This is a genomic window from Drancourtella sp. An57 (genome assembly GCF_002161525.1).
GTDB classification, from domain to species: domain Bacteria; phylum Bacillota; class Clostridia; order Lachnospirales; family Lachnospiraceae; genus Sellimonas; species Sellimonas catena.
In genome coordinates, this window is record NZ_NFHY01000004.1 from 85171 (window position 1) to 103850 (window position 18680).

Annotated in this window: 19 protein-coding genes; 15 read left to right on the forward strand and 4 right to left on the reverse strand. The window is 45.3% G+C overall.

Translation table 11 applies throughout. The features are described from left to right. The first annotated feature begins 69 nt into the window (after positions 1-69). From trxB to B5G11_RS04415, 10 genes are all read left to right on the forward strand, one after another. On the forward strand, positions 70-1014 hold the full coding sequence (gene trxB / locus B5G11_RS04370) for a thioredoxin-disulfide reductase (RefSeq protein ID WP_087252314.1): 945 nt from the start codon (positions 70-72) through the stop codon (positions 1012-1014). Positions 1015-1038: 24 nt separating this feature from the next. Then, on the forward strand, positions 1039-1365 hold the full coding sequence (locus B5G11_RS04375) for a thioredoxin family protein (protein ID WP_087167800.1): 327 nt from the start codon (positions 1039-1041) through the stop codon (positions 1363-1365). A gap of 108 nt (positions 1366-1473) precedes the next feature. Beyond that, entirely contained in the window at positions 1474-1947 is a 474-nt protein-coding gene (gene grdA, locus B5G11_RS04380; RefSeq protein ID WP_087167801.1) for a glycine/sarcosine/betaine reductase complex selenoprotein A, read from the forward strand. Between the two features lie 114 nt (positions 1948-2061). Beyond that, positions 2062-3594 carry a glycine/sarcosine/betaine reductase complex component C subunit beta gene (gene grdC, locus B5G11_RS04385; RefSeq protein ID WP_087167802.1) on the forward strand — a complete coding sequence of 511 codons (1533 nt, stop codon included), beginning with the start codon at positions 2062-2064 and terminating at the stop codon, positions 3592-3594. Positions 3595-3607: 13 nt separating this feature from the next. Then, positions 3608-4762, forward strand: a complete 1155-nt coding sequence (gene grdD, locus B5G11_RS04390; protein ID WP_087252315.1) for a glycine/sarcosine/betaine reductase complex component C subunit alpha — start codon at positions 3608-3610, stop codon at positions 4760-4762. 139 nt (positions 4763-4901) lie between these two features. Further along, positions 4902-5675, forward strand: coding sequence for a threonine/serine exporter family protein (locus B5G11_RS04395; protein WP_087252316.1), 774 nt, complete (start codon positions 4902-4904; stop codon positions 5673-5675). After that, positions 5672-6163, forward strand: a complete 492-nt coding sequence (locus B5G11_RS04400; RefSeq protein ID WP_087252317.1) for a threonine/serine exporter family protein — start codon at positions 5672-5674, stop codon at positions 6161-6163. Before B5G11_RS04395 ends, B5G11_RS04400 begins: the two co-directional genes overlap by 4 nt. Continuing rightward, entirely contained in the window at positions 6157-6483 is a 327-nt protein-coding gene (locus tag B5G11_RS04405) for a DUF3784 domain-containing protein (protein WP_158099210.1), read from the forward strand. The genes B5G11_RS04400 and B5G11_RS04405 overlap by 7 nt, the downstream gene beginning before the upstream one ends. Positions 6484-6503: 20 nt before the next feature. Continuing rightward, positions 6504-7961, forward strand: coding sequence for a glutamate--tRNA ligase (gene gltX / locus B5G11_RS04410; RefSeq protein WP_087252318.1), 1458 nt, complete (start codon positions 6504-6506; stop codon positions 7959-7961). A 3-nt stretch (positions 7962-7964) separates the two neighbouring features. Continuing rightward, entirely contained in the window at positions 7965-9833 is a 1869-nt protein-coding gene (locus B5G11_RS04415; RefSeq protein WP_087252319.1) for an ATP-dependent helicase, read from the forward strand. Here B5G11_RS04415 and B5G11_RS04420 read toward each other — a convergent pair. Continuing rightward, on the reverse strand, positions 9805-10101 hold the full coding sequence (locus B5G11_RS04420) for a DUF1292 domain-containing protein (RefSeq protein WP_087167809.1): 297 nt from the start codon (positions 10099-10101) through the stop codon (positions 9805-9807). The two genes, B5G11_RS04415 and B5G11_RS04420, sit on opposite strands and share 29 nt — an antisense overlap. A 156-nt stretch (positions 10102-10257) precedes the next feature. Between B5G11_RS04420 and B5G11_RS04425 the strand changes: the two genes are divergently transcribed. Genes B5G11_RS04425 through B5G11_RS04440 form a run of 4 tightly spaced genes read left to right on the forward strand, consistent with a single transcriptional unit; the run spans position 10258 to position 14231 of the window. Then, positions 10258-11256: a substrate-binding domain-containing protein gene (locus B5G11_RS04425; RefSeq protein ID WP_087252320.1), complete on the forward strand. Its 999-nt coding sequence runs from the start codon at positions 10258-10260 to the stop codon at positions 11254-11256. Positions 11257-11283: 27 nt separating this feature from the next. After that, entirely contained in the window at positions 11284-13014 is a 1731-nt protein-coding gene (locus tag B5G11_RS04430) for an alpha-amylase family glycosyl hydrolase (RefSeq protein WP_087252321.1), read from the forward strand. Continuing rightward, the gene (locus B5G11_RS04435; protein ID WP_087252322.1) at positions 12986-13660 is read left to right on the forward strand and encodes a TraX family protein; all 675 of its coding nucleotides are present in this window, start codon (positions 12986-12988) and stop codon (positions 13658-13660) included. Before B5G11_RS04430 ends, B5G11_RS04435 begins: the two co-directional genes overlap by 29 nt. Positions 13661-13682: 22 nt before the next feature. Continuing rightward, on the forward strand, positions 13683-14231 hold the full coding sequence (locus B5G11_RS04440) for a DUF5662 family protein (RefSeq protein WP_087252323.1): 549 nt from the start codon (positions 13683-13685) through the stop codon (positions 14229-14231). A 34-nt stretch (positions 14232-14265) separates the two neighbouring features. On the opposite strand, the gene B5G11_RS04445 is transcribed toward B5G11_RS04440, so the two are convergent. Further along, the gene (locus tag B5G11_RS04445; protein WP_087252324.1) at positions 14266-14745 is read right to left on the reverse strand and encodes an S-ribosylhomocysteine lyase; all 480 of its coding nucleotides are present in this window, start codon (positions 14743-14745) and stop codon (positions 14266-14268) included. Between the two features lie 143 nt (positions 14746-14888). Between B5G11_RS04445 and B5G11_RS04450 the strand changes: the two genes are divergently transcribed. Next, a complete protein-coding gene (locus B5G11_RS04450) occupies positions 14889-15521 on the forward strand; it encodes a histidine phosphatase family protein (protein ID WP_087252325.1) in 633 nt (210 codons plus the stop codon). A gap of 70 nt (positions 15522-15591) precedes the next feature. On the opposite strand, the gene B5G11_RS04455 is transcribed toward B5G11_RS04450, so the two are convergent. Together B5G11_RS04455 and B5G11_RS04460 are read right to left on the reverse strand one after the other, a co-directional pair. Next, positions 15592-17232, reverse strand: a complete 1641-nt coding sequence (locus B5G11_RS04455) for an ATP-binding cassette domain-containing protein (protein WP_087167816.1) — start codon at positions 17230-17232, stop codon at positions 15592-15594. Between the two features lie 133 nt (positions 17233-17365). Continuing rightward, on the reverse strand, positions 17366-18610 hold the full coding sequence (locus tag B5G11_RS04460) for an aminopeptidase P family protein (protein WP_087252326.1): 1245 nt from the start codon (positions 18608-18610) through the stop codon (positions 17366-17368). Positions 18611-18680 lie beyond the last annotated feature (70 nt).

Here is an 18680-nt window from a genome sequence, read left to right on the forward strand (position 1 = left end):
CGTCCGGACAGGCCTGCAGCCTTCCGGACGTAAGGATAAAGACATTATAGGAAAGAAGGAGTAAACGTTATGAGCAAAATTTATGACGTAATCATCCTGGGAGCAGGACCGGCCGGATTAGCAGCAGGCCTTTATGCCGGAAGAAGCCGCTTATCCACTCTGATCATTGAAAAAGGAAAAGACGGCGGACAGATTGCTATCACGGATGAAATTGAAAACTATCCGGGACAGATCGTGGAGGGAGAAAGCGGCCCTTCTCTGATCGCAAGAATGACAGAACAGGCTGAGAAGTTTGGCGCAGAGCGTGTGACAGACGTAATCAATGCTGTTGAACTGGATGGCGATGTGAAAAAGCTGAAGAGTGCCAAGGCAGAATATCTTGGAAAAACAGTGATCATTGCAACCGGCGCTTTTGCACGTCCGATTGGATGCAAAAACGAAAAAGAATTTATGGGAAAAGGTATTTCTTACTGCGCAACATGTGATGCCAACTTCTTTGAAGATTTTGAAGTTTTCGTAGTAGGCGGCGGAGATTCTGCTGTTGAAGAAGCGATGTATCTTACAAAATTCGCAAGAAAAGTTACAATCATCCACAGACGTGATGAACTTCGTGCAGCGAAGTCCATTCAGGAAAAGGCGTTTAAGAATGACAAACTCCATTTCTTATGGGATACCGTTGTAGAAGAAGTAAACGGTGACGGTATTCTTTCTTCCATGACAGTTAAGAACGTTAAGACTGGCGAACTTACTACAATCGAAGCAGACGAAGATGACGGAATGTTCGGTGTATTCGGATTTATCGGAACAATCCCGAATTCCAAAATTTTCGAAGGCGTGATCGACATGGACGAAAGAGGATATATCAAATCCGATGAAAACATGCATACAAACATTCCTGGCGTATTTGTGGCAGGTGATGTTCGTATCAAGAGCCTTCGTCAGGTAGTAACAGCTGCTGCAGATGGAGCAATTGCTGCTACACAGGCTGAAAAATATATCAACGAAAACGAATAAGAAGTATTAAGGAGGAGTTTAACAATGTTAGAAGTAGATAAGAAAACATTTGAACCAGAAGTTCTGCAGGCAGAAGGATACGTTCTCGTAGATTTCTTCGGAGATGGATGCGTACCTTGCCAGGCTTTAATGCCGCATGTTCATGCATATGCTGACAAATATGGCGACAAAATCAAATTTACATCTTTAAATACAACAAAAGCACGCCGTCTTGCAATCGGCCAGAAGATCCTTGGACTTCCGGTTATTGCTATCTATAAAGATGGTGAAAAAGTGGAAGAGTTAGTAAAAGATGACGCTACTCCGGAAGCAGTAGAAGAGATGGTTAAAAAATACTACGCTATGGCGTAAATTTCTTTTGCGTAATTGCCCTTTCGGGCTTTACGAGGGCATAAAGCGGTGCCCTGAATAAATATTTATCAACCAATTATTAAAATGAAGGGAAGGAGGAAAAACATCATGGCAATTTTAGAAGGTAAAAAAGTCATTATTATTGGTGACCGTGATGGTGTTCCGGGACCGGCTATCGCAGAATGCGTAAAGACAGCCGGTGGAGAAATTGTTTTTTCTTCAACAGAATGTTTCGTCTGAACGAGCGCAGGCGCAATGGATCTTGAGAATCAGAAGAGGGTTAAAGAATTCGCAGATGAATTCGGACCAGAAAACCTGGTAGTAGTACTTGGTGCAGCTGAAGGTGAAGCTGCTGGTCTTGCAGCTGAAACAGTTACTGCTGGTGACCCAACATTCGCAGGTCCATTGACAGGGGTCCAGCTTGGACTCACGACATATCACGTTTGTGAACCAGAACTGAAAAAAGAGTTTGATGAAGCGGTATACGATGAGCAGGTCGGCATGATGGAAATGGTTCTTGATGTTGACGACATCGTAGACGAAATGTCTGCAATCCGTGACGAATACTGTAAGTATTTATAGGAAAATCTGAAATACCGGATTTCGGATTCAGGAGCGGTGGGGTAAATACTTACCTCACCGCTTTTTCTACAACATAATTCCTTTTTATAACGTAAAGAAAGGTGGACACTAACAATGAACAGTGTAATTAAAGGAGCCAGCTATGTATTGGCACATACTCCTGAAATGGTAGTATATAACGGAACAACACAGACAACAGAAAGAGTTGTCAATCCGGAATCAGAATATTTAAAAGAATTAAGAGGTCATTTACGCTCTTATGAAGAATGTGTAAACTACTGGCCAAACCAGGTTTACATTGGAAACGCTACACCGGAAGAACTTTCCCAGGTTGAATTCCCTTACTATGATAAAACAAAAGAAGGAGCAGAAAGATACGGAAAATTCGGTGAAATCATGCCGGAAGAAGAGTTCCTTCTTTTAGTACAGGCTTGCGATATGTTCGAAGTTGTAAAACTTGACAAGAACTTCGTAAGCGCTCATAAAGATGCTCTGGCTGCTGACCCGATCATCACAGAGGATATCATCTCCAAGATTGAAGAAGGTTATGAGCTGGACGAAATCAAACACTATATCGAAAATGAGCATGCAGAAGGACTGTACCACAACAATGAACTTGTTGGATGTGTAAGAACAGCTCACGATATCGATGTGAACCTTTCTGCTCATGTAATGCATGAAAACCTGATGAGCAAAGCCTCCAGCGTACTTGCTCTGTTATATGCAATCCGCAATGCTGGAATCAACAAAGAAGACGTTGAGTACGTTATCGACTGTGCTGAGGAAGCATGTGGTGATATGAACCAGAGAGGCGGCGGTAACTTCGCGAAAGCTGCTGCAGAAGTAGCAGGACTTGTATCCGCAACAGGATCTGACTCCCGTGGATTCTGTGCAGGACCATCCCACGCTCTGATTGAGGCAGCTGCTCTCGTAAAATCCGGAGCATATAAAACTGTTGTTGTTACAGCAGGTGGATGTACTGCAAAACTTGGTATGAACGGTAAAGACCACGTGAAAAAAGGCCTTCCGATCCTGGAAGACTGCCTTGGAGGATTTGCGGTTGTCGTTACAGAAAACGATGGTGTAAACCCGGAAATCAATCTGGATGTTCTTGGACGTCATACAGTAGGAACCGGTTCCGCACCTCAGGCTGTTATCGGAAGTCTTGTAACAGATCCGCTTGACAGAGTAGGCTGGAAAGTAACAGATATTGACAAATTCTCACCGGAAATGCAGAATCCGGATATCACAAAACCGGCAGGAGCAGGTGATGTTCCGCTTGCAAACTACAAGATGATCGGTGCGCTTGCTGTAAAACGCGGCGATATCGACAGAAAAGCTCTTCCGGACTTCATCGCACAGCATGGTCTGACAGGATGGGCTCCGACACAGGGACATATTCCGTCAGGTGTTCCGTACATCGGATTTGCACGTGAAGATATTCTGGAAGGAAAGATCAAGAAAGCAATGATCATCGGAAAAGGAAGTCTCTTCCTTGGACGTATGACAAACCTGTTCGATGGTGTATCTTTTGTAATCCAGGCAAATGAAGGAAACAGCGCAGAATCTGCTGTATCTGAAGAAGAAGTAAAAGGCCTGATCGCAAAAGCTATGAAAGAATTCGCTGAAACTCTGATGGCAGAATAGTGAGGTGTAGAAAATGGCAAGTAGTATTGAAAAAGTAATTGCCTCTACCTTTATGGAAATGGCACAGGGACTGGAGAGCGGCCAGTACGGCAAACGCCCGAAAATTGCTCTGACAGGAATGGGCAGCGAACACGGTGAAGAAAATTCCATGCAGGCAGCGGTGATGGCAGCAAAGCAGGGCGTAGATGTATATTACATCGGAACTCTGGAAGCAGAAGGCGTAACAACAATCAAAGTGGCTGACGATGAAGAAGGTCATAAAAAGATGGAAGATATGCTGAAAAACAAGGAGATCGACGGTGCTGTAACAATGCATTTCCCGTTCCCGATCGGCGTATCTACTGTCGGACGCGTTGTAACACCTGCTAAAGGAAAAGAAATGTTTATCGCCAATACGACAGGTACTTCCAGTACCGACCGTATTGAAGGTATGATTAAAAATGCTGTTTACGGCGTAATTGCTGCAAAGGCTTGCGGAATCGCAAAACCGACAGTCGGCATCCTGAATGTTGACGGCGCACGCCAGACAGAAAAAGCACTGAAGGAGCTTCAGAGCAATGGATACGATATTGCTTTTGCTGAATCCGGACGTGCAGACGGCGGATGTGTAATGAGAGGAAATGACGTCCTTCAGGCATCCCCGGATATCCTTGTTACAGATTCCCTGACAGGAAACATTCTTGTAAAGATGCTTTCCTCTTTCAACACAGGCGGAAGCTTCGAGGCAACAGGATATGGATACGGACCGGGAATCGGAGAAGGATACGATGAACTCGTTATGATCGTTTCACGTGCTTCCGGTGCTCCGGTAATCGCAAATGCAATCTGCTACGCTGCAGAACTTGTACGTAACAAGGTATTTGATGTTGCAAAAGCTGAGTTCAATGCTGTAAAGAAATGCGGATATACAGAAGTACTTGCTGCATATAAGACAGCTGCAAAACCGGCTGCAGCAGAAGAGGAAGTAAAAGAGCCGCCGAAGGAAATCGTGACAGCTCAGATTGCCGGAATTGAGGTTATGGATCTTGAAGATGCAGTGCGCGCACTGTGGAAGATCGAAGTTTACGCTGAAAGCGGAATGGGATGTACAGGCCCGATCATCCGTGTATCTGAGGCAAATCTTGCAAAAGCTGAAGAAGAGCTGAAAAAAGCAGGATACATTAACTAGCCGATATACTATAATAAATCCTATACAAAACCAGCCCGGAAAAGTTTTTTCGGGCTGGTTTTCCTGTGTGGCTTGATTTTTCCCGGAAGAAATAGTATGATGTCTCATGGAACTATGATAACAGGAAAAGGACATCTAAATGGACTACAAACTCTTAATGGATACAGCAATGCTTGCTGGAAAAATGATGCTGGAAAGTGGTGCGGAAACCTACCGGGTTGAGGACACGATGCACCACATTTTAAAGACTTCCCATCTGGAGGTGGTGGAGATTCTTGTCGTCCTGACGGGAATCACAGCATGCATCAGCGGTGAAAATGTTGCCCCTGTTACTCTGATTCAGGGGATTGAAAAAAGAGGAACAAACTTAAGTGTGATTGAGCAGGTGAATCAGATCTCCAGACGATACTGCGGCGGAGGAATTGAACTTCAGGAAGCCTATGACCAGCTGAAAAGAGTAGAATCCGTTCCATATCCAAGTGCACTTGCTTTTTTTATTCCGCTTGCGGTGGCGGTTGGATTTACGATTTCACTTGGCGGTTCGCTCTATGATGTGCTGGCAACAGTGATTGTCGGCCTTGCTCTTTCAGGGGTGATGGCGGGAGCAGAAACGGCGGGAATTGACGGTTTGATTCTTGATATCGGAACATCTTTTTGCGTAGGTCTGATGGCCGTTATTGTGAAATCTATTCTTGGAGGAGCAATTAATCTCGATACTGTCGTAATCGGATCTATCATGCCGCTTGTTCCGGGGGTTGCAATTACCAATGCTGTGCGTGACACACTGCAGGGTGACTATATATCAGGATGCGCGAGAATTCTGGAAGCATTTCTAAAGGCGGCGGCGATCGCGCTCGGGGTCGGAGTTGCATTTGCAGTATTTGGAAATGGAATCATGGGAGGAAACTTATGATTGAAATCGGAATCAAGACAATCGGGTTTTTTATTGCGGTATTTTCCTTTTCCATGCTGATTAATTCACCGAAAAAATATTTGATCTGGGCAGGGATTTCCGGAGCAGCCGCAGGATTTATCTATATGATCTGTATGGAGGCGGGATGGAACGCGGTGATATCGTCTTTCTGGTCCGCTCTGGCTGCCGGTTTGATTTCCCATATTTTTGCAAGGGCATTAAAGGCCCCGGTTACGATATTTTTGATTGGCGGAATTCTGCCGACTGTTCCGGGAAACGGTATTTATCAGATTATGAATTACGTTCTTCAAAATGACCGTTCTATGGCGAGTTTCTACCTGACTCAGACACTTGAGATTGCGGGTGCCATAGCGTTGGCAATCTTTTTGATGGATACGCTGTTTAAAGTGGTACGAAAAGGAGAATGGAAGCAGGATTCCCTCCGCTATATACAAAAAGAGGAAAGGAAGGAAGAGGAAAAATGGTAGGAAGTCTGATCGTAATTGGATTTATGACAATTATCAGCATCGCGCTGATCAACGGAAAAGCTTTGAATATGGTTCCGGGCTACCGTACCCTTCCGGATAAAGTGAAAAAAACACTTGATCCGAAGAAGGTTGGACGTAAACTTGGCATTCCTATGGCAGGCGTCGATATTGTCATGATTATTTTTTTCATCATCGTATATTTTTCAGACTCGGAAAAGCTTCAGGGATATGCTGTTTACGGTATGATGCTGCTGTTTGTTGTCAGCATTGCGATTATTGATATGATCAATATTACCGGAAAGGACAAAAAAGACAAATAAGGAAAGCAGGAGAGAAAACTATGAGTAAAGTAAGAACCAGATTTGCACCAAGTCCGACAGGGAGAATGCATGTCGGCAATCTTCGTACGGCGCTGTATGCCTACCTGATTGCAAAACACGAAGGCGGAGATTTCATGCTTCGTATTGAAGATACAGACCAGGAGCGTTTTATGGACGGCGCTCTGGAAATTATTTACCGGACGCTTGAAAAGACGGGCCTGATTCACGATGAAGGACCGGACAAGGATGGCGGATATGGGCCGTATGTGCAGAGTGAAAGAAATAAAAGCGGTCTCTACCTGAAATATGCAAAGCAGCTGATTGAGCAGGGAGATGCCTATTATTGCTTCTGTGACAAGGAGCGTCTGGACAGTCTGAAGTCTACTGTCTCGGAAAGCGGGACAGAGATCCGTGTTTATGATAAACACTGTCTGTCTTTGAGCAAAGAAGAGATCGAAGCGAACCTGGCGGCAGGCAAACCGTATGTTATCCGGATCAATATGCCGACAGAAGGAACGACAACCTTTCATGATGAGATTTACGGGGATATCACAGTTAACAATGCTGAGCTGGATGATATGATTCTGATCAAGTCTGATGGATACCCGACCTACAATTTTGCAAACGTGGTCGATGACCATCTGATGAATATCACACATGTGGTAAGAGGAAACGAGTACCTTTCCTCCGCGCCAAAATACAACCGACTTTACGAGGCATTTGGATGGGAGCCGCCGGTTTATGTGCACTGTCCTTTGATTACGGATGAGAACCATAAAAAACTGAGCAAACGCTGCGGTCATTCTTCCTATGAGGATCTGATCGAACAGGGCTTTATCTCAGAGGCAGTCGTAAACTATGTGGCACTTCTTGGATGGTGCCCGCAGGACAATCAGGAGATCTTCAGTCTGGAAGAGCTTGTAAAGGCATTTGATTACCACCATATGAGCAAATCTCCGGCCGTATTTGACGTACAGAAGCTGAAATGGATGAACAGCGAATATATGAAGATGATGGATTTCGATACCTTCTATGATATGGCGGAGCCTTATATCAGGAAGGTTATCACAAAAGACTACGATCTGAAGAAAATCGCTGCTCTTGTCAAAACCAGAATTGAAATTTTCCCGGATATCATGGAGCAGATTGATTTCTTCGAGGAACTTCCGGAGTATGACACGTCCATGTACATTCACAAGAAGATGAAGACAAATGAGGAGACATCTCTTGAAGTGTTAAAAGAGCTTCTTCCGGTTCTGGAAAAGCAGGATGACTATTCCAACGATGCACTTTTTGAAACATTAAAAGGATATGTTGCAGAGAAAGGATGCAAGAACGGCTATGTAATGTGGCCGGTTAGAACAGCGGTTTCCGGAAAACAGAATACACCGGGCGGGGCAACTGAGATTATGGAGGTTCTCGGAAAGGAAGAATCTCTTGACAGGATCCGTAAAGCAATCGAATTACTGGAGAAATAGAGTATGGAAAAAAAGCACAGCGGGGGAGAAAGACCCCCGCTTTCCGATTTTAATGAGGCACAGAGGGAGGCGGTCTGCCACCGTGAAGGACCATGTATGGTCCTTGCAGGACCGGGTTCCGGAAAGACGGCTGTGATTACGGGACGTCTGGAATGGATGATCCGCCATTTCAGGATCCGGCCTGAGGAGATACTGGTTATTACCTTCACCAAGTATGCGGTAAAGGAAATGAAAGAGCGTTTCCTTGCCAGGATGGGACTGAAACATTGTCCGGTGACCTTCGGGACATTCCACGGCATTTATTATGGAATGCTCCGTCAGATTTATCATCTTGCTCCGGATCAGATTTTGACGGAAGAAGAACAGAAGGCCATGGTAGAAGCAGCGGTCAGGGATGTGGAAAGAGAAAACCGGAAACGCCCGAAAGACAAAGATGTCCTTCTTATGATCGGGAAGGTAAAAAATAACGGGGGATTTTCCGGAATTACGGATGATCCGGAAGACCGGCAGATCTACCATGCCTACGAGAAGCGGAAAAAAGAGGCCGGCCGGATCGATTTTGATGATATGCTTCTGCTGTGTTATCAGTTATTCTGTCGTCAGCCTCAGATCCTGAAGAAATGGCAGGAACGATATCCTTACATTTTGATCGATGAGTTTCAGGACAGCAGCAAAATACAGTACGAGATTATCAAATTACTTGCGGGGAAGAGGGCGAACCTTTTTGTGGTAGGAGATGATGATCAGGCGATTTACGGGTTTCGCGGGGCCACACCGGGCATCATGAAACAGTTTATGGAGGATTTTCCTCAGGCATCGCTTGTCCGGCTATCCGTGAACTACCGGAGCAGCGCGTTTATTGTACAGGCTTCCGGAAAAGTGATCCGGAAAAACAAGTTCCGCTTTTCCAAAGATCTTGAAGCGGTCCATGACCGGGGAAAGCCGGTTCATGTACAGGAATTAAAAGACATGGAGCAGGAGGCTGAGTATGTCGCAGCCGCTGTAAAAAAGAAACTGGAAGAAGGAGTGCCGCCGGAAGAGATTTCAGTCATTTTCCGGACCGTACAGGACGCTTCTATGGTAATGTCCGCCTTTATGAACCGGGGGATTCCTTTTTTTATGAAAGAAAAAGCATTCCATCTCTTTGAGCATTTTATTGCGGAAGATATGAAGGCATATTTTCGGATTGCCATGGGGGAAAGAAACCGCAGTGATTTTCTGCGGGTAATCAACCGCCCGAACCGTTACATCAGCCGGAGTGCTCTGGAGAAAGAGCGGACAGATTTTGAGGATCTGAAATTATTTTACTGTGATAAAGAGTGGATGCTGGACAGAATTGATGCTTTCGAAGAAGATATGGAGGCAGTTTCCAGGATGGCGCCATATGCGGCATTTCAGTTTCTTCTGAAAAAGACCGGATATCAGGAGTATCTAAAAGAGTATTCGCAGAAGATGCAGATTGAGGAGGCAGAGCTTACCGAGATTGTAGATGAACTTGCCCAGAGCATGAAAAAGATGGATACCATGAAAGAGTGGATTGAATTCACACAGGTTTATACAGACCGGATCCGTCAGATGGAAAAGGAAGAAAAATTTACAAAGGGGAAAACAGCTTTGCTGACGATGCACGGAGCCAAAGGCCTGGAATACCGCTGTGTTTATATCATTGAAGCGCAGGAAGGCAGTATTCCCCACAGGAAAGCCATTGTGGAAGAGGAAATCGAAGAGGAGAGAAGGCTGTTTTATGTTGCCATGACGCGCGCAAAGGAAGAGCTTTCCATCTGTTATGTCAAAGAAAAAAACGGGAAGGAAGTTTATCCATCCCGTTTTGTCCAGGAACTATTTACTCGTCCTCGTCAAGAAGCTCGTTAAATTCCTGCTCATCAAGCCACTCATCAAATGCATCAGCGGCCGCTTCATACTCATCATCATCCTCGATGTTGGAAAGATTCGGCTCGCCGTCAATCTCTTCGTAGCGGTAAAGAAATACATCCCCGTTTTCATTTGCGTCCCCATTTTCATCCAGAGGAAGCAGGGCAATATATTCATGTGTACCGGCAGAAAAGATAGTCAGCACATCGCATTCCAGCTCCTCGTCATTATCAAGCGTAAGAGTGACAGTTAAATTTTGATCTTCCATACTCTTTCTCTCCTTTGTGTTGATAAATTTACTGTATCAGACCCGTTCATAAAAAGCAAGGGGAAACAAAAAATGAATGAAATTTTAAACTATTGACATTCCCTACGGGGAAAAGTTACAATAAAACTGATTAGTACAACATCGGGAGGAAAGAATATGAAGTTCAAAAGATGGGCAGCAGGTATTGTTGCACTATTGCTTGTTTTCAGCCTGGGACTTGTGGCCTGCGCCAAACCGGCAGGCGGTACTCCGGAAGACAATCCGGTCCCGGCAGAGGAGGAAGAAGAAGTTGAAACCGAATCATATAAATTAGGTTTTTCCTGTATTAACATGGACAATCCCTATTATGACACGCTGGAGGCATCTATCAGGGAGGCCGTTGAAGAGGCGGGCAGCACTTTGATATCCAAAGATCCGAAGGGAGATTCCACAACACAGATCCAGCAGATACGTGAGATGATTTCGGACGGAATTGAAGCAATTTTTTTATGTCCGGTAGACTGGGAGAAGATTCAGCCTGCAGTAACAGAGTTAAAGGAATCAGATATTAAGATCATAAATCTTGATACGCAGGTACAGAACCGGGAGGATGTCGATGCCTATATCGGTTCTGACAATACAAGTGCGGGGGTTATCTGCGGCGAAAAGCTGATCGAGGCTGCTCCGGATGGCGGACAGGTTGTGATCCTGGAGTGCACAACACAGAATTCAATTATTGACAGGATTAACGGATTTGAGGAGACAATTGCCGGAGAAGGCTTTGAAGTTGTGGCGAGAGCCGAGACATATGGTGAACGTGAAGAGGCGAAGAAACAAATGGCATCCATCCTGCAAGAGCAGGAGCATATTACAGCGGTCATGTGCGGAAATGACCAGATTGCTCTTGGTGCGCTGGATGCCATCGAGGAAGCAGGCAGAACAGACATGATGATCTACAGTGTAGACGGTTCGCCGGAGTTAAAGCAGGAACTTGCTAAGGATGACAGTCTGGTTGTCGGAATTGCTGCACAGTCGCCGATCAATATTGGCAAATCTGCAGTGACAGTGGCATTTCAGATTATGAACGGGGAAAGATATGAAGAAGAGACATTAGAGGAAGTACTTTACATTGATAGAAGCAATGTTGAAATGTACGGAGTCGATGGCTGGCAGTAGCACTGCCGCCGGAAAGGATTAAAAGTTATGACACATGGAGAAAAACGACCTGTGCCGGCAGGAGTATTATGGACAGAGGAGGGGATTTCCTTTTCTGTAGCGGTTCCGAAAGGAAAGAACTGCAGGCTTTGTATCTACCGGGGGAAAAAGACAGAGCCATATCGGGAGATCAGCATGGAAGAAGATATTCTTTATGGAGATATCCGTTCATCCGGTATCCAGAGCGGTCTTAAGGATGGAGATGAGTATCTGTACTTTATTGATGACGAGCCCTATGTAGACCCGTATGCCCATGGGATCAGAAAGTATACCGGACAGGACGAAAACGGTCTGGAGACCGAATATGTGAGGGCGCTTCTCTGTGCACCGGATTTTGACTGGGACAATGACCGCCCGCTGGATCTTCCGGATGAGGATATCATCGCCTACAGCCTTCATGTGCGCGGATATACAAAAAGTCAGGGCTCTAAAGTAAAAAACAGAGGAACTTTTGGAGGCATTATTGAAAAAATTCCGTATCTGAAAGAGCTTGGCATCAATCAGATTCAGTGCATGCCGGTCTATGAGTTTGAAGATCACATCAGACTTGCAAGGAATTACTGGGGATATGGTGAGGCCTACTGTTTTGCTCCGAAGAGCCGTTACGCCAGCTCCAATCCGGTCCGGGAATTAAAAGAGATGGTCAAGGCATGCCATCAGGCAGGGATTGAGGTAATCCTTCACCTGCCGTTTTACGATGCCATGCCGAAACAAAAGATGATTGAATGCCTGAGATATTACCGGCAGGAGTTTCATGCAGACGGTTTTGTCGTAAATCCATATACGGTTCCGCTGGAAGTGATTCAGAGTGATGATTATCTGAAGAATCTGAAGCTGATTGTGAAAAATGACGAGTTTCAAACAGTTATGCGGCGTTTCCTGAAGGGAGACGAAGGTATGATCGAGAGTGTCATCTGGCATTTGAAGCATCTCTGTCAAAATGACCATCAGTATCATTATATTACGGATCACACTGGATTTACGCTTTGTGATCTTGTCTCCTATGATGGAAAGCATAATGAATTAAATGGCGAGAATAATCATGATGGACCGGACTACAATTACAGCTGGAACTGCGGAGTAGAAGGTCCGACACGAAAAAAAGCGGTTGTAAAACTCAGAGAGCAGCAGATGCGCAATGCATTTTTTCTGCTTCTGATGGCTCAGGGGACGCCGTGTATTCTGGCCGGAGACGAGTTCGCAAATTCTCAGAATGGAAACAATAATGTGTATTGTCAGGACAATGATACTGCCTGGGTAAACTGGAAAAAGGCGGAGAAAGAGCAGTGGCTGACAGATTATGTCAAAGCGCTGATCCGTTTCCGGAAAGAGCACAGGATCCTTCACCCGGCAGAAGAATGTCAGGGAATTGATCTGACCCACTGTGGAGTGCCGGATGTGTCTTATCACGGAGAGAATGCATGGCAGGTTCCGAATGAGATTGCAAGCAGACAACTTGGAGTCTTTTACAGTGGCGCGACCAAGAGGGAGAAAGATCTTTATATTGCCTACAATATGCACTGGGAAGATCATACATTTGCATTGCCGTCTCTGCCAAAAGGAAAACACTGGAGGAAGATTTTTACCACAACAGTCCAGGAAGGATTTTTAGAAAGCAATGGTGAAGTCTGTCAGGAGCGCAAGGCAGTGATTGAGGCGAGATCCATAGCGGTATTTACAGGGGAGGCATATGAATCAGAAGATACTTGTAAAAAATAGGCCGGAGATTTCTGCGTGTCAGTTGAAGTGGACCGGACTGATTACAATGTTGATCGATCACGTCGGACTGATCTTTTTTCCGGACCTGTGGATTCTGGACGTGATCGGGAGGATTTCGTTTCCGATCTTTGCTTTCACGACGGCAGTCGGATTCATGTACACGAGGAACATCGTCAGTTACGGTCTCAGGCTGTTTGCTTTCGCTGTTGCCTCGGAGCCATTTTACGATCTTGCTTTTTTCGGAACACCTGTTTATCCTGGAAGACAGAATGTTCTTTTTACGTTTGCGCTAGGAGGTCTGATGCTTTATTTCTGGCTGTATTTTGAAAACATGGTATTCAGGTGTTTTTCTGTACTTATGGTTCTTCTGGCAGCAGAATTTTTTGCGACAGACTATAGTTCCATGGGACTTTTGATGATTTTATTCTGTTACTGCTTTTACAATGAAAATCTAAAGCGCGATATATCTCTTGCAGCCGTCAATGTTTTACTGATGGGAGGAAGACAGATGTTTGCGGTTTTGTCCTTGATTCCTCTCCATCTTTACAGCGGAGAAAAAGGAAGGGATATGAAAAAAATCTTTTATCTGTTTTATCCGCTGCATCTTGCGCTTCTGGCGGGAATCCGGTGGTGGATCGAACAGTAACAACAAAGAGAAAGGAAACACAATGAACGTCTGGGGACATTTTTGTACAATCAACCGACATAAATTTCTGGTGATGAAATATTGTTTTCGGGTGGGACTGTACAGGCAGGGACTGTTGCATGACTTGTCGAAATATTCGCCGTGCGAGTTTCTTGTCGGCTGTCGTTATTTTCAAGGCAACAGAAGCCCGAATAATGCCGAACGGGAGGACAAAGGCTGCTCAACTGCCTGGCTGCATCATAAGGGACGCAACAAGCATCATTATGAGTACTGGATGGATTATGGACTTCGTCCGGAAGACGGGATCTGCGGCATGAGGATGCCGGACAGGTATATTTTTGAGATGTTTCTGGACCGGATTGCGGCATCCAAAACATATAAAAAAGAGTCATATACGGATCGCTGTCCGCTGGAATATTATGAGAAGGGCTGTTCAGCCCGGTTTCTTCATCCACATACAAAGAAAGTACTGGAAAAGCTTTTGCACATGCTGGCGGAAGAGGGAGAGGAGAAGACTTTTTCTTATCTGAAACGGGTAATCAAAAAAAGAAAGAGAGAGCACAGTCTGTAGACTCAGACTGTACTCTCTCTTTGAAATTTTCAGATTAGTCCGGATAAACAAGACGCTCCTCTGTAATATGATCCAGCACTTCTTTTTTATATTTTGCTGCAAGATAGCGGGCCATCGGAAGGTTCATATCCAGATAGTTCCCGCAGTCCCTGGCGGAAGCTCCCGGAACTTCTCCTTCAAATCCGGCAATAAAATCAAACATATCATTTAAAAGCGGAAGAATGTCCCGGGATTCATAGTCGCCTGCAAGCACCAGATAAAATCCGGTACGGCATCCCATAGGTCCGAAATAAATGGTTTTTACCCCGAATCCCTCATGGTTTCTCAGAAATGTTGCCCCCAGATGCTCGATCGTGTGAACCTCTGCGGTATTCATTACCGGTTCATAGTTCGGCCGGGTCATTCGAAGATCGAATGTCGTAATAACAGAATCCCCCACAGTATCCTTTCGTGACACATAGACACCTGGAAGAAGGGTCAGATGATTTATCGTAAAACTTGCAATTTTTTCCATGTTGTTCCTCTCCTTTCACTTAGTAAGTATAGACTGATTTGTTAAAAAGGGCAAGGGAATACTGAAATGAATCTCAGGTTGTGTTAAAATAGGAAAAGAGTGTTAGGACACTGAGATTTGATAAAGAATCAGGAGGGTTACTTATGCGTTTATATTTGATTCGTCATGGTGAGACGGACTGGAATAAAGTGAAAAAACTGCAGGGAAAGTCGGATATTCCATTGAATGCCTTTGGAGAGCATCTGGCGGAAGAAACAGGAGAGGCATTAAGCACCGTCCCTTTTGATGTGGCTTATACCAGTCCTCTGAAGCGTGCCAGAAGGACGGCAGAGCTTGTTCTCGGAGACCGTAATGTTCCAATTCTCGATAAGAAAAGAATCGAGGAGATGGGATTTGGCATTTACGAAGGGCTGATCTGTAAAGAAGAGGCATCCGAAATTCCGGATCCGGAGTTTTTCCAGTTTTTCCATGCTCCGGAAAAGTACCGTCCACCAAAAGGAGGAGAATCCTTTGAGGATGTCCTGAAAAGAACGGGGGAATTTCTGGAGGAGCTTCGTCAGGATCCTGCACGTGCAGGGCAGACGATTCTGATTGCGACCCACGGCGCAGCACTCTGTGCTCTTTTATGTCATATGAAGGGAGCAGATGTCAAAGATTTCTGGGGAACGGGAGTTCACAAGAACTGTGCGGTGACAATCGTGGACGTGACACCGGAAGAATACCGGATTGTAGAAGAAGGAAAAACCTACTATACAGAAGAAGTCAAACCATGGTAACTTAAAATCCCCGTCTTGCGTATCTGGCCGCAGGACGGGGATTTTTTATGGAAGATACACGTCTGGTATTTTAGTCATCTTCCTCTTCTTCAGCTGTAGTAGTATAAGTCTGGCGTTTTCTGGCCATCTCATCGCTTTCCAGATATTCATCATAGGTTGTGATCTTGTCAATCATCTGGCCGTTCGGCATGATTTCCATAATCCGGTTTGCTGTTGTCTGTACAATCTGGTGGTCGCGGGAAGAGAAAAGAATCACTCCCGGGAATTTGATCATACCATTGTTAAGCGCAGTGATGGATTCCATATCCAGATGGTTGGTCGGCTCATCGAAAATCAGAACATTGGCTCCCGAAATCATCATCTTGGAAAGGAGGCAGCGTACCTTTTCCCCGCCTGAGAGAACATTGACACGCTTCATTCCATCGTCTCCTCCAAAGAGCATACGGCCAAGGAAGCCACGGACATAAGTCACGTCCTTCTCTTCAGAATACTGTGTCAGCCATTCTGTGATCGTATAGTTACTGTCAAATTCTTTTCCGCTGTCCTTTGGGAAATAGGCCTGAGAAGTTGTGATCCCCCATTTGTAGGTACCTTCATCCGGCTCAAGCTCTCCTGCGAGAATGCGGAAGAGGGTTGTCTTTGCAAGCTCGTTACTTCCGACAAAAGCGACTTTGTCATCGTGATTGATGGTGAAGCTTAAATGATCCAGAACTTTCACTCCGTCAATAGTCTTGGTCAGATTTTCCACTGTCAGAACTTCATTACCGATTTCACGGTTTGGACGGAAGTCGATGTACGGGTATTTTCTGCTGGAAGGACGGATTTCATCGAGCTGAATCTTTTCCAGAGCCTTCTTTCTGGAAGTCGCCTGCTTGGATTTGGAAGCATTGGCGCTGAAACGGGAGATAAACTCTTTGAGCTCTTTGATCTTTTCTTCCTTCTTCTTGTTTGCTTCTTTCATCTGCCGGATCAAAAGCTGGCTGGACTCATACCAGAAATCATAGTTTCCTGCATAGAGCTGGATTTTTCCATAATCGATATCTGCGATCTGAGTGCAGACTTTGTTCAGGAAATAACGGTCGTGGGAGACTACGATGACTGTATTCTCAAAGTTGATCAAGAATTCTTCCAGCCATGCGATGGCATCCAGATCCAGATGGTTGGTCGGCTCGTCCAGAAGAAGGATATCCGGATTTCCGAACAGTGCCTGTGCAAGCAGAACCTTCACCTTCTGTGCACCGGTCAGATTTTTCATATACTGATAATGAAGATCCGTTTCAATGCCAAGACCATTTAACAGACTGGCTGCGTCAGATTCTGCCTCCCATCCGTTCATGGTAGCAAATTCTCCTTCGAGCTCACTTGCTTTCATGCCATCTTCATCGGTAAAGTCTTCTTTGGCATAGAGCGCCTCTTTTTCTTTCATGATTTCGTATAACCGCGCATTTCCCATAATTACGGTATCCAAAACCATGTATTCATCATATTTAAAATGATCCTGCTGAAGGAAAGAAAGACGCTCTCCCGGTGTAATGATCACTTCCCCGTTCGTCGGCTCCAGCTGTCCGGAAAGAATCTTCAGAAAAGTAGATTTTCCGGCCCCGTTGGCGCCAATCAGTCCATAACAGTTGCCTTCGGTGAATTTGATCGTTACGTCTTCAAACAGCGCTTTTTTCCCAACGCGAAGTGTGACATTATTTGTACTGATCATAGCGTTTCGTTCTCCTTTACGTGAATTCAGATTGTCTGCGTCATAATAACCATCGCCTATCTTATCACAATCCATATCCACTTGGCAAGGGATTTCCCCGGCAGAATCCGGTAAATGAACGAGTTGTGCCGGCTTATGACTTCTGCATGAATGCTTCGATTTCCTCAACTGTTTTCGGGATTCCTCCGCTGAGTACTTCGCAGCCGTCCTTTGTCACAACAAGAGTGTCTTCAATTCGGATGCCGATCCCAAGCTCATCGAAGTAGAGCCCCGGTTCCAGGGTGAAGACCATGTCCTCTTCCAGAAGGGCGTTATCGTCCCCTACATCATGCGTATAAAGACCAATATAATGGCCGGATCCATGAAAATAGTAGCGAATGATTTCTTCCGGCTTTTCGATCATGCCAATCCGGATCAGTTCTTCCGCCATCACCTGCTTGCTTAATTCCTGCAGCTCGTTTTTCGGCTGGCCCGGTTTCGTCGCAGCAATGGCAGCATCCAGTCCTTTTAAAACGATGTTGTAAAGGGTTTTCTGCTCCTCGGTAAAATGTCCGTTTATCGGATAGGTCCGACTGACATCCGCGTCATATCCGCCCCATTTGGCACCAAGGTCATATAAAATCATGTCTCCATCTTTCATCAGACGGTCGTTGTCACTGTAATGCATGCAGCAGGCATTCGGACCGGAAGCAGCAATGGTTGGAAACGCGTGCGCAGCATTGTGGGACTTCAGGGAAAAATCAAAGTACGCTTCGCTTTCGTATTCATACATGTCCGGTTTCAAATGGGAGAGCATGTTTTTTACGCCGATTTCCGTAATCTCACAGGCTTTGCGGTGCAGTGCGATTTCTTCCTTTGTTTTTACCTGGCGGAACCGCGCCAGATCCTGAAAGGTGTTATAAACCGGAAGAGTAGGATCAAAGTTATGGATGCGGCAGGCAAAGCTGCGGGCCTCATTTTTAACAAACGGACGCTCCCATCCGGGAATGTCGATATAAACCTGATGAATCAGGCCCGGCTCGCCAAACAGCGGAATAGATTTTTCAAAACGCTCCAGATACTCCACCTGTTCGATGCCGGTTTCTTCCTTGACGCTTTCCTTTGTGTAAGAGACGCCGGTCCAGCGGGCAGCCTTTTCATCCGGGTGATCGATAAACAATGTCTCCCGGATAACGCCGTTTCTCTTGACAACCATCAGGACAGCATCCGGATAGGAAAATCCTGTCAGATAATAAAAATTGGCATAGGGTGTAAAAGGATACATTTCATCCCCTTTCCATTCCTTTTCTGTGCCGGAAAAGACAAATCCGACAGAATTCTCATTCAGAACAGAAGCGTAGAGCGTCCGTCTGGAAGCATGAAATTCTTTGCTGATCATAAATAAGTTCCTCCTTGTTCATTCGTTGAAACCAGTATAACACAGGAAGAAAGAAAAAGATCAAATTCAT

Excerpts from the sequence above, each read along its gene's own strand:
- trxB (WP_087252314.1), top strand. The coding sequence starts at position 70 with ATGAGCAAAATTTATGACGTAATCATCCTGGGAGCAGGACCGGCCGGA.
- B5G11_RS04375 (WP_087167800.1), top strand. The coding sequence starts at position 1,039 with ATGTTAGAAGTAGATAAGAAAACATTTGAACCAGAAGTTCTGCAGGCA.
- grdC (WP_087167802.1), top strand. The coding sequence starts at position 2,062 with ATGAACAGTGTAATTAAAGGAGCCAGCTATGTATTGGCACATACTCCT.
- grdD (WP_087252315.1), top strand. The coding sequence starts at position 3,608 with ATGGCAAGTAGTATTGAAAAAGTAATTGCCTCTACCTTTATGGAAATG.
- B5G11_RS04395 (WP_087252316.1), top strand. The coding sequence starts at position 4,902 with ATGGACTACAAACTCTTAATGGATACAGCAATGCTTGCTGGAAAAATG.
- B5G11_RS04400 (WP_087252317.1), top strand. The coding sequence starts at position 5,672 with ATGATTGAAATCGGAATCAAGACAATCGGGTTTTTTATTGCGGTATTT.
- B5G11_RS04405 (WP_158099210.1), top strand. The coding sequence starts at position 6,157 with ATGGTAGGAAGTCTGATCGTAATTGGATTTATGACAATTATCAGCATC.
- gltX (WP_087252318.1), top strand. The coding sequence starts at position 6,504 with ATGAGTAAAGTAAGAACCAGATTTGCACCAAGTCCGACAGGGAGAATG.
- B5G11_RS04415 (WP_087252319.1), top strand. The coding sequence starts at position 7,965 with ATGGAAAAAAAGCACAGCGGGGGAGAAAGACCCCCGCTTTCCGATTTT.
- B5G11_RS04420 (WP_087167809.1), bottom strand. The coding sequence starts at position 10,101 with ATGGAAGATCAAAATTTAACTGTCACTCTTACGCTTGATAATGACGAG.
- B5G11_RS04425 (WP_087252320.1), top strand. The coding sequence starts at position 10,258 with ATGAAGTTCAAAAGATGGGCAGCAGGTATTGTTGCACTATTGCTTGTT.
- B5G11_RS04430 (WP_087252321.1), top strand. The coding sequence starts at position 11,284 with ATGACACATGGAGAAAAACGACCTGTGCCGGCAGGAGTATTATGGACA.
- B5G11_RS04435 (WP_087252322.1), top strand. The coding sequence starts at position 12,986 with ATGAATCAGAAGATACTTGTAAAAAATAGGCCGGAGATTTCTGCGTGT.
- B5G11_RS04440 (WP_087252323.1), top strand. The coding sequence starts at position 13,683 with ATGAACGTCTGGGGACATTTTTGTACAATCAACCGACATAAATTTCTG.
- B5G11_RS04445 (WP_087252324.1), bottom strand. The coding sequence starts at position 14,745 with ATGGAAAAAATTGCAAGTTTTACGATAAATCATCTGACCCTTCTTCCA.
- B5G11_RS04450 (WP_087252325.1), top strand. The coding sequence starts at position 14,889 with ATGCGTTTATATTTGATTCGTCATGGTGAGACGGACTGGAATAAAGTG.
- B5G11_RS04455 (WP_087167816.1), bottom strand. The coding sequence starts at position 17,232 with ATGATCAGTACAAATAATGTCACACTTCGCGTTGGGAAAAAAGCGCTG.
- B5G11_RS04460 (WP_087252326.1), bottom strand. The coding sequence starts at position 18,610 with ATGATCAGCAAAGAATTTCATGCTTCCAGACGGACGCTCTACGCTTCT.